The sequence below is a fragment of the Acidovorax sp. SRB_24 genome (assembly GCF_012931925.1).
The window spans coordinates 1-293 of sequence record NZ_MWOM01000318.1; the positions used below are offsets into that span (position 1 = coordinate 1).

A 293-nucleotide genomic window follows, 5' to 3' on the forward strand; every position below is an offset into this window, starting at 1 on the left:
CTGGACACCAACATCGTGCTCGACCTGCTGGTGTTTGGCGACCCGGCCGTGGCCCCGGTGCGCGACCTGCTGGGCGCGGGCCAGCTGCGCTGGCTGGCCACCGGCGCCATGCGCGAGGAACTGGAGCGCGTGCTGGCGTACCCGCACATCGTGCCGCGGCTGGCGTTTTACGGTTTGAGCGTGGCCTCGGTGGTGCAAGCCTTCGATGCGCAGGTGCAGCTGGCGCCGGTGGCGCCGCGCGTGCCCCCCGCCTGCCGCGATGCCGACGACCAGAAATTCCTCGACCTGGCGGC

The 293-nt window shown here is 72.0% G+C and carries 1 protein-coding gene; it reads left to right on the forward strand.

Annotation, left to right across the window (positions count from 1 at the left end):
• Positions 1-293: putative toxin-antitoxin system toxin component, PIN family (locus B2J89_RS22100; protein WP_169170889.1), on the forward strand; the 293-nt coding region annotated here is incomplete at both ends.